The organism is Streptomyces sp. NPDC107517, from assembly GCF_055582645.1.
The window spans coordinates 1-9,744 of record NZ_JBVJPM010000074.1 but is presented as its reverse complement, the minus strand read 5'-3'; the positions used below and the strand labels follow the sequence as shown (position 1 = coordinate 9,744).

Below are 9,744 nucleotides of genomic sequence, written 5' to 3'. Positions count from 1 at the left end.
GCGGCAGGAACGCGGTGGACCAGAACGCCCAGGACCGCTCGGGGCGTTCGGCTGAGCATGGGCTCTGGCAACAGGACTCACTCCCGCTCAGTCTTCAGGAACGGTTCCGGTGGTACCGGGCCCTCTGGTTCCTCCCGGACGATCGCGAGTCGCATGGGCTTGCCGTGTGCTCAAGGCAGCCTCGCCATGGACGACGGCCGGAGTCTGCTGTTGAGGCCGCCGTGCGACTTCGCGCTCTCGTCGCGGTGGCCTGCCGCGGTGACGGCAGATGGCCGGGGCCGTGCCGGCAGATGGCCGGGGCCGGCCCTGGTCACGCGGGTATGTCTTGCCCTGTTGGTCTGCGGCGGCGGTCAGGGGGTGCGCAGAACCCACTTCTGTGAGGTCGAACCGTTGCAGTTCTCAGTGACTACCTGCGACGACTCTGCTGTCAGGCAGACGGGGGGCAGGCCCAGCCCGACAGTGGAGAATGTGACATTGCCGTCCGAGTTGCTGCTAGCTCCCCACATCTGCAGGAAGTTGTACGGCTGGCAGCCCTGGAGCACGGGATCGCTCTGGGGGAAGCGGATGAGGCAGTCGCCGCTGTTCTGGTTGACGATGTCGACGCTGCCGGCATAGTCGGGGACCAGGTTCCAGACCGTGTTGGGCTCGCCGGGCGGGGTCAGCGTAGGGGTCTGGCCGGACTGGGTGAGCGCGAGCGCCGGGTTGTCGGCGCTCACGATGATCAGGTAGCCGACGGGCGCGGGCACGGGCGCGGCCGCCGCAGCGGGCATGGTGGCGCCGAGGGCAATGCCGGCGGCGGCGACCACCGGCGCGAGGATGCGTGTCAGGGGCTTCACGACTGGTGTTCTATCGCCCGGCCAACACCCGGACACCGGCCCCACACTGGACAAGTCGCGCGAACAGCCCTGCGAATAGTGTTCGAGGGCCGCAGGAGGAAGCCGCAGACGGTCTTCCTCCTGCCGCCCGTTCGGGCCACAACTTCAGGTCACGTACCGGGGCAGCCCTCAACATCGTCAAGACCGCATGAATGTGATCTGTACTCACCGGGTGCTCGCTGCTGATGCTCACGTCCCCGATTCACCGTGCGGACCCCGAGTGCCCACAACCCCACTCCGCCGGACGCACCGGGATCGGACGCAGGCACTCAGGCCCGGAGCATCAGGACCAGCCCGGAGGTCAATGCGAAGACCAGCACGAACAGGCGCATCTTGCGTGCGTCGAGGCGGTGGTGCACCAGGCGGCTGAGCCACGCGCCGGCGGCGATCGCGGGCAGCAGCGCGGCTGCTTGGCCGAGGCCGGTGACCTGCGCTTTTCCTGTCGCGAACAGCAGTGCCAGGGAGGCGACCTCTCCGATGAGGAAGCACGTGGCGACCGTCGAGCGTAGTTCGGCGGGCGGCCGGTGCTGGTAGACGAGCGCGAGCGGAGGCCCGCCGACGCCGGTCGCGGTCTCGGTCAGTCCGGTCACCGCGCCCGCACCGACGTATGCGGCCCGCCCGGGTGTGAACGCGGGCACGGTCAGGCTCGCGACGGCCGCGAGCACAGTGGCGCCGCCCACGAAAAGGCCGAGGCTGTGCTCCGGGATCAGCCAGAGCACCGCGAGACCGGCCGGGGTGGCCGCGAGCCGCGCCCCGGTGATCCAACCCGCGCCGCGCAGGTCGAGCGAGGATCGCTCGCGCCAGGCGACGTACAGGTTGAGCGGAATCATCGAGGCGAGGACGAAGACCGGGACCAGACCGGGATCGAGGATCTGGGCCACGGGCGCGACGATCAGTGCGAAGCCCAGTCCGCTGCTGCCCTGGACGAACGCGGCGATGGCCACCGTCACGGCGAGGACCGCCAGTGTCTGCGTACTCACAGTTCCGTGCTCCGCTCCTGTGACCGCATCAGCGCCCGTGATGCCGTGGAAGTGGGGTGTACCCGGGTGATGTTCGCCCTGGTGACGGCGGCGCGGGCCAGTTCGGCCGCCCGTCTCACCAGTTCGGTCCCGTCCCAGCCGACCGGTCGGCCGTGCCACATACGCAGGCGCCCGTCGACGAAGACGGCGGCGATCTGGTCCCGGTTGCCGCGCCGTACGAGTTCCCACGGCAGGTCCCAGGAGAGCGCGAGCTCCGGGGTGTCGACGTTGACGAGCAGGAAGTCGGCCGCCATGCCCTGGGCGACGGTGCCGGTGCGGGCGCCAAGCCCGACGGCATCCGCACCGCCCCGGTTGGCGCGCTCCAGCCACGTCCAGCCCGCGCCGCACGACGAGTCACCGGTCGCCAGACCGTACGCGAGGCGCTGCGCGAACTCGGCGGCCTCCGCGAGCCGGAAGCCGTCGCCGCGGGTGCCGTCGGTACCGAGCCCGAAGCGGATGCCCCGCTCGGCCATGGTGGTCGCGGGCGCGACCGCGTTGCCCTTCCACGCGCTGGCGACGGGGTTGTAGCTGACGGCGGTTCCTGTGTCGGCGAGCAGGGTCAGCTCGCGCGGCGTGAGCATCGTGGCGTGCGCGGCGAGCAGTTGGGGGCCGAGCGCGCCGACGCTGTGCAGGTGTTCGAGGGGCCGCAGCCCGTGTCGTACGAGGGAACGTTCCACGCCGGCGAGGTGTTCGTTGACATGGATCTGCACGACGGCCCCGGCCTCGGCGGCGAGGCGGGCGGTGGCGTGCAGGGTACGTTCGGTTGCCGCCTCGGGGATGGAGACGGCCAGGGACGGATGGACGAGCGGATCACCGTCGTAGCGGGCGAGGTGCTTTTCGGCGTCCTCGACAACGGCCGGAGGGTCCGTCGCGCCCTCATGGTCCGCGTCGTTGCAGACGAGTCCGAGGACGCAGCGGATTCCGGCGTCACGTGCGGCGGACGCGACCACGTCGACGTCGACACCGGCGCGCGTGCCGGCGTCGGTGACGGTGGTGAATCCGCCGCGCAGCGCTTCGAGGGCGGCCAGTTTGGCCGCGGTGTAGGCCGATTCCTCGTCCAGCGCGCCTTCCAGCGGTACCCAGACCCGGCGGAAGATCTCGGAGGGCTCCCCGAAGGCGAGTGCGGAGCCGAAGCTCTGGGTGAGGTGGTGGTGGGCGTCGACGAATCCGGGCATCAGCAGATGTCCTGGCAGCCGTACGGCCGGCAACTGCGGGTGCGCGCACTCCAGTTCGTCCGCCGGTCCGACGGCTTCGAAGCGGCCTTCGTCGATCGTGACGGCCCAGCCGTCGGCGGGGCCTTCCGGCAGCAGGACCGCGTCCGGTACGAGAAGGAGCGGGCCGGGGCCGGTGAGGGCATCGCGGTCGGATCGGTTCATCGGTCGCTTTCTGTGCGCGTGGTGGTCAGCCGGGCGGCGACGCACGGCCTGACATGGTGGAAGAGGATGTTGAGCACGGCGGCGGTGAACGTGCCGACGGCGACGCCGCTTTCGAGGAGGATGCGGACGTTCGGCGGGAACCCTCCGTACACGCCGGGGACGAGGATGGGCAGGAGCCCGAGCGCGAGAGCGACGGCGCAGATGAAGGTGCTGGTGTGTTTGTCGAGGTCGGAGCGGCCGAGCATCTGGATGCCGAGCACGGTGATGACGGCGAAGACGACCATGGCGGTGCCGCCGACGACGGCGGTCGGGATCACGCTGATCGCACGGGTGACGGGTGCAAGGAATCCGATGATGACGAGTACGACTCCGGCCGCTGCGGTGACGAACCTGCTGCGGACGCCGGTGACGCGGACGATGCCGATGTTCTCCCCGCTGGTGACCATGAGCGGCAGGCCGAAGAATCCGCCGAAGAGCGAGGTGAGCGCGTCGCCGCGGACGGTCTTCGGCACGTCGGTCCGCTTGTCGATCTTCTTGCCGACGGCCTCGGCGTTGATGACGGTCTGGCCGGTGGCCTCGGCCATGGAGGCCAGGCTGTACAGCATCAGCGGCAGGGCGGCGACGAGGTTGAACTCGGGTGAGCCGAAAGGCATCAGGTGCGGCAGGTTCACCAGTGCGCCGCCTGTGGCACTTGCGCCGTCGATCGCGCCGACCGCGGCGGCGAGCGTGGTACCGGCGAACAGGCCGAGCATGACGGCCAGTTGGCGCAGGATGCCCGTGAAGAGCAGATAGATGACGATGGTGAATCCGATCGTCGCCATGCCGAGACCGAGACGGGTGGGATTCGCGAAGCCGGGCGAGCCCGGCGCTCCCGTGACGAGGACCGCGCCGACCTTCACCAGGTTGACGCCGACGATGACGATCATCGTGCCGATGACCAGGGCGGGAAAGTACGCGAGCAGCCGGGAGAAGACCGGCAGCACGACGAAGCAGAACACTGCCGTCAGGATCACCGCACCGGTGGCGATGCGCAGGCCGTGCTGCTGGGCGATCGCGAGGAACAGGATGAGCGGAGCCCCGCCCGGCAGCATCACGAAGGGCAGTCGCGGCCCGAACTTCCAGGGCCCGAGCGACTGGATCAGCGATCCCACGCCGGAGAGCACGAAGGCCGCCGAGAGCAGGTCGACGGTGAGACCGGCGCTGAGCCCGAGGGTGGCGCTCATCAGGAAGATCGCCGAGATGGGGGTGGCGGCCATCACGAGGACGTGCTGGATCCCGAAGAGCAGGATCCGCCCCACGGGCCGCGACTCGTCCACGGGATGCACGCCGCGTGGGGCACTTTTGTCGGCCGGGGACCCGGTGGTGTCGGGACGGGCAGGCTCGGGATGGGGGCGCTCATCGGGGGCGGCTGTCTGCGTGAGCTGGGAGTTGATGGTCTCGGAGGTCTCGGAAGCGCCGGAAGCCCCGGAAGTGTCGAAGGACCCGGAGGCGTCGGAGGTGTCGAAGGACCCGGAGGCCTCGGAGATCTCGGAGATCTCGGAAGCGTCGGAGGTCTTGGAGGGGTGGGCTGTGGGCTCGCCTGCCGGGTGCGTGGCCGCGGGACCGGAGGCCGGCGGTTGGCCGGCCGGTGGCCTGCTCTGGCGGGGACTGGACATGTTCGGGCTCCGTTCGGGCGTACGGCACGCTCGGTTATCAGCCGCGATCCGGCCCTGGACGGAGAGCCAAATCGATTTGGCCAAATCGATTTGGCCGCCAGTATGGGAGCCCTCGGATCCACCGTCAAGGGTGGCTGCACACCAAGGGGTTGTGGGATGGTCGGGGCAGCCGACAGCATGCGGCCCGTGACCTTGGAGGGCGTTTCTTGAGCCTTCGTCACCTCGGATGCGCACTCGTCCGTAAGCCTTCGCCACCCTCGTATGCGCACTCACGGCCCGCTGACCGGCGCGGAGATAGGACGCCGCGTCGGACTGTTGCAGCCCGCGGCCGGCGCACGCATCCAACGGCTGGAGAAGAACGGCGTGTTCACCGGCTACCGAGCCGTGGTCGACCCAGCAGCCCTCGGACTGAACATTCACGCGGTCATCCGGCCGCGCACCACGCACGCCCAGCTCTCACGTGCCCTGGACTTCGCCTCCCGGACTCCCGGGATCGCCTCCACCCTCAGAATCACCGGGGGAAGACTGCGTGCGATGCTCCGTATCGCCACCACAGGATGCGATTCTCCCGGGGCTGAAGCCCCGGGGTTCTTCACAAGAGTCCGCTGACGAGCCACCAGAAGCTTTGCCACTTCCCGGACTTGGCCGAGGTTCCGCAATCCTCACCACGGTGGTGCTCAGCCTAGCGACGGCGTGCTGGTTGCCGCTGGCGTTGTTCTTCGCGGCGCGGGGTGCTGTCGGCCCGTCTCTTGCCCGCTGGGGCACGCGAACCCGGCCGCAGCCGGGCGGGTACCGAGTACGTCCAGGCCCAGCCATCCGTACCGCCTGCTAGCTGATTCCCTTACGGTTGGCCCGGGGAAGGGAGGACAGCGTGAGCGGAGGCCGACGCGTGTTGCGCCTGCTCGAAGGACTGTGCGCGATCATCGCGGTCCTCTACACGACGCTCTTCGTGTTGTTCACCAACTATGACGCCCTGCTGGTCACTTACAGGAACGGCGATCTCACCTCGACGATCGCGGTGTTCGCAGGAGCCTGCGTCGGCTGGCTGGGCCTGCGCCTCGTACGCTCACCGGGACGCCCCATTGCGGGGCTGCTCGTCGGTGGCGCGTGCGCCGTTAGTCTGGTGGCCGTGATGTGGTGGACGACCCGCCCCACGGTGGAAGAGCAGCACGTCACGCCCACACCGGGCACCGAGCGCTCCTGGGAGTCGCAGCCGTCCGACAGTACTCCGGGCACAGCGCCCCCTCCAGCACCGCCAACCGCCGGGCCGTAACGCGCGAGCGGCCTCTCGGCTGCGCACCGCGCGGCAGCCGAGAGCCCGCTCGCGATGCCTGGGGCCGCCGTCCGGAGCGAGTGCTCTCCTGCGACAGCGGTCGGTGCGAGTACGGGGAGCACCGGGCCAGGAGAGGGCGCGGACGCCCCCTCGAGCGCTGTCCGGTCCCGTTGCGGCTCGTGAACCAGTTGGGCTGTGGGTTCGGGAAGTTCCCGGACGGAACGGGGTGTCAGGGGATCAGGACAGATGTGCTGGTGCGTCGCGAGGGTGCCGGATCATGGTGTGGCGCCGACGTGCGTGTTGGTGGTGCGGGATGCGGCGTGTGGCGTCCTGGCGGCGTAGGTGCGTTCAAAGGCGTGGAAGGCGTCTTCCTGTTTCCACTGGACTGTGGCCTTGGCGCTGGAGGCGAGGAAGTGGGCGCACCGCTTGCTGGGGGTCGGGTCGCCGAGGTGGTCTCCGGCGCACTGGGGGACGGCGCGGTGGCCGTTGCGGTCGCGCCACAGGCTGCGGCCCTTCAGGAAGCCGTATTCCAGGGAGTTGCGGGCGAGGTCTTTGAGTACCGGGTAGTTCAGCTGGTAGGTCAGTGCGGCTCGTTGGTACTCGCGGCTGATGTCGGTTCGCTCGACGCCTTGGTCGTCGGTGGCCAGGGCGACCGGAACGTGGTTCGCCCGGTACAGCGGGAAGGGGTGAGCCGGGCCCGTGACGCCCAGGACCTGCGCGTTACTGGTGAGCGGGACCTCCACCAGCACATGCCGCCGGGCCATCAGGCGCAGCAGTTCCCGGTAGTCGTCCTCGCGGCGGATGTCGACGCCGTGGCCGATGCGGTCGGAGCGGGCGGTGAGCACGGCGTCGCGGACGTGGAAGCGCAGGTCCTGGGGCTTGACCAGGCCGGGTACGAGCTCTCCCGCGTGCAGGGTGAGGGGGACGTCGGGGTACACGCCGCGCAGGTAGTTCAGCATGCGCATGTGCAGGCGGTAGTCGGCGACCGCGACCGGATTCTCCTCGGGGCCCACGAGGTTCAGTGAGACGAAGCGGGGGTCGCGCCGGGCCAGTTCCATGCCGAGCAGCATCTGGGCGAAGACCAGCTCGGGCTGTCCGCCCCGGTCGACCTGGGCGATGAACCGTACCGGCAGCGCGCACCCGGCGTCGGGGTGGTCGGTGTCGCAGTGGGCGGCGACGCGGAACTCCTCGATCAGCGAGTCCGTCTCGCTCTGCGCCTCTTGGACGACGGCGTCCATGCCGCCGTCGGCGAGCATCTTGTCGCGCATCAGGGCCAGGTCGCTGTGGTAGCCGACCTTGGTGGCGAGGGCGTCGGCGGCGTACCAGGCAGGTGTCCACATGGTCTCGAGGTAGAACTGGTGCTGCTTGGCGGCCGAGGTGGCCACCTGGGCCAGCAGCCGTCCGGGATGGAGTCCGCTGACCGCGCCGAACTTTCCGAACGTGGCGAAGAAGTGGTCGTGGCTGCTCTCGCCCTGGTTGGGCGTGAAGTCCTGCATGGACCAGGCGCGGATGACCTGCCGCCGGAAGGCGGGGTCCTTGAGGGTGTCGGCTGCGGGGCGGGTGTTTCCTGTGCAGCGCGGCGCGCTCGCGGTGATGGTGGTCGTGTCGATGCAGTAGTCGGCCTCGACGGCGATGCGCAGCAGCAGTTCGGTGGTCGCCGCGCCGGAAAGGTGGTTGTGGAGGTCTGCGCCCTTGGGTAGGGCCCTGAAGAAGGCGGCCAGCTGTTCGGGGCGGTCGCGTACGCCTCGCAGGTATGCCGAGACGCGCGCCTCGGCGCGTGTGGGTCCGCTGGTGTCTTTCTCCGCTGCGGCATGGGCCGGCTGGGTGGATGTCAGGGCGAGTACCAGTGCGGCGCTGAGGACCGGCGCGAGCCGGGCGCTGCGGCGCGGCAGGAAGGACGGGACGGGGGGAACCATGCGGTGCATCTTCTGGCAACCGGAGCGAGGGGCAATTGCCCGACATGCCGCATGTCACCCGGGCGCCGCAAGTGATGTCGTCGACCGGCCTCGCGCCGGGAGCCTCGGGCCGTGAAGTCGAGGCCGACCGGGTCGGGCACGGCGCCGGCCGCGCCCGAATCAACGCCCACCGTTCAGGCTTCGGCCGGGCGGGCACCACGCCCAAGGGGCTTTGGCCGGCAGGGGACCAGGCTCAAGGGGCTTTGGCCGGCAGGGGTTCGGCCGGCAGGGCACCGGGCCCCGGGCACGCATGAGCTGACGTACCAGCTCCAGGCCAGCGCGGTCACTCCTCCCGCGGGCCGGCTGGGCGTGCACGGGCCGACAGCCCTACGGGCTGTCAGGTGGACGTCAGGTCCGCTTCAGGCAGCAAGCAGGGCAGGCACCCTGGGCAGGCCCCGTCCCCACCTGCGAGTGATCTCGTCACCCGTCCGGTCGGCACGGTGCCGCACATGACGGTATCCGAGTGCGGAGATACCGGACCGCACTCACGCTGGGACCGTCGGAGTCGTAACCAACGGTGAGGGCCATGATCGTAACGATGGTGTCAATGCCAGAGGCGACCGTCACCCGTACGGACATGGCTGAGGCGCGTGAGCGGCTCGCCGCGGCCCGTTTTCTGCTCGTCGACGTCGAGCTGCCGGAAGAAGCGCCGGCGGACGGCGAGTCTGTGGCCCGTCAGCTCGGTCTGGGGGCTGACGACCTGGCCTGGCTCGGCAGGAAGGACGAGCCCGCGCGGGCCGATTTCCTGGGAGACCGGGCCGGCTTTGTCGTACCCGTGGTCCACGACGACCGGGTCAAATACATCCACGCGCTGGTGACCGAGCAGTTCCTGGTCACCGTTCACCGCGGCCACGCTGGTCTGGCGTCGAACATCTCTGCGCAACTGCGGCACGAGAGACCCCCCGACGTCGTGGCCGCGCTCTTCCTGCTGCTCCAGGAGGCGCTGGCGACATTCCGCCGGGCCGCCGTGCAGGACCTGCTGCTGGTGGAGGAACTCGAGGACGACATGTTCGTGGAACGGCGCCCCGAGCAGGTCTACCGCCTGTCGAAGCTGCGACGGCGCTCCGCCCTCCTGCACCACTCGCTGCTCCCCTACCTCCAGGTGGTGGACGAGGTCTTCACCCGCCGGATGCTGAACCCCAGCTTCCCGGAGGAGCGGCAAAGACTCGCCCAGGAGTTCCAGCACGCGGCGAGGCTGGTCCTGTCGAACATCGAGTCCCTCCAGGACGCCTCCCGTCGTGCTTTCGCCAGCTACTCCTCCCTCGCCGCGGGCGAGCAGAACGGCGTGATCAACCGGCTGGCCATCGTGTCGACGATCTTTCTGCCGCTGTCGTTCCTGACCGGCTTCTTCGGCATGAACTTCACCTACCTGACCGACGAACTGGAGAGCAAGGTCATCTTCTGGCTGCTCGCCGTGGGACTTGAGGTGGCCGTCCTGTTCGTCGCCTTCTACGTACTGCACCGCACCCGCATCTGGCGGCGGCTGCGGGACGAGGACTAGTACTCCAGCAGGATTTCGCTGTCTGACCTGGTCTTTTCGCCGGGTGGCGGGAGTGTAGCGGGACTTCGATCGTGCGGGGGCGGTCTCACG

At 69.5% G+C, this 9,744-nt stretch carries 7 protein-coding genes; 2 read left to right on the top strand and 5 right to left on the bottom strand.

Going from position 1 to position 9,744, the window contains the following annotated elements; all coding sequences use genetic code 11:
- Positions 1–350: 350 nt before the first annotated feature.
- The 4 genes from ACZ67T_RS45780 to ACZ67T_RS45765 all read right to left on the bottom strand — a co-directional run bounded on the left by ACZ67T_RS45780 (position 351) and on the right by ACZ67T_RS45765 (position 4,925).
- A complete protein-coding gene (locus ACZ67T_RS45780; protein ID WP_469992945.1) occupies positions 351–836 on the bottom strand; it encodes a hypothetical protein in 486 nt (161 codons plus the stop codon).
- A gap of 308 nt (positions 837–1,144) precedes the next feature.
- Positions 1,145–1,855 carry a TSUP family transporter gene (locus ACZ67T_RS45775; RefSeq protein ID WP_469992943.1) on the bottom strand — a complete coding sequence of 237 codons (711 nt, stop codon included), beginning with the start codon at positions 1,853–1,855 and terminating at the stop codon, positions 1,145–1,147.
- Complete coding sequence (locus ACZ67T_RS45770; protein ID WP_469992942.1) at positions 1,852–3,270, bottom strand: amidohydrolase family protein; 1,419 nt, start codon at positions 3,268–3,270, stop codon at positions 1,852–1,854. The genes ACZ67T_RS45775 and ACZ67T_RS45770 overlap by 4 nt, the downstream gene beginning before the upstream one ends.
- A complete protein-coding gene (locus tag ACZ67T_RS45765) occupies positions 3,267–4,925 on the bottom strand; it encodes a uracil-xanthine permease family protein (RefSeq protein WP_469992940.1) in 1,659 nt (552 codons plus the stop codon). The genes ACZ67T_RS45770 and ACZ67T_RS45765 overlap by 4 nt, the downstream gene beginning before the upstream one ends.
- A gap of 871 nt (positions 4,926–5,796) precedes the next feature.
- Here ACZ67T_RS45765 and ACZ67T_RS45760 point away from each other — a divergent pair.
- Positions 5,797–6,198: a hypothetical protein gene (locus tag ACZ67T_RS45760; RefSeq protein ID WP_469992938.1), complete on the top strand. Its 402-nt coding sequence runs from the start codon at positions 5,797–5,799 to the stop codon at positions 6,196–6,198.
- A 275-nt stretch (positions 6,199–6,473) separates the two neighbouring features.
- On the opposite strand, the gene ACZ67T_RS45755 is transcribed toward ACZ67T_RS45760, so the two are convergent.
- A complete protein-coding gene (locus tag ACZ67T_RS45755) occupies positions 6,474–8,114 on the bottom strand; it encodes an adenosine deaminase family protein (RefSeq protein WP_469992936.1) in 1,641 nt (546 codons plus the stop codon).
- A gap of 586 nt (positions 8,115–8,700) precedes the next feature.
- Here ACZ67T_RS45755 and ACZ67T_RS45750 point away from each other — a divergent pair.
- A complete protein-coding gene (locus ACZ67T_RS45750; RefSeq protein ID WP_469992934.1) occupies positions 8,701–9,654 on the top strand; it encodes a magnesium transporter CorA family protein in 954 nt (317 codons plus the stop codon).
- The last annotated feature ends 90 nt before the right edge of the window (positions 9,655–9,744 follow it).

Coding starts and splice junctions, on each gene's coding strand:
- ACZ67T_RS45755 (WP_469992936.1), bottom strand. CDS start 8,114: ATGGTTCCCCCCGTCCCGTCCTTCCTGCCGCGCCGCAGCGCCCGGCTC.
- ACZ67T_RS45770 (WP_469992942.1), bottom strand. CDS start 3,270: ATGAACCGATCCGACCGCGATGCCCTCACCGGCCCCGGCCCGCTCCTT.
- ACZ67T_RS45750 (WP_469992934.1), top strand. CDS start 8,701: ATGCCAGAGGCGACCGTCACCCGTACGGACATGGCTGAGGCGCGTGAG.
- ACZ67T_RS45765 (WP_469992940.1), bottom strand. CDS start 4,925: ATGTCCAGTCCCCGCCAGAGCAGGCCACCGGCCGGCCAACCGCCGGCC.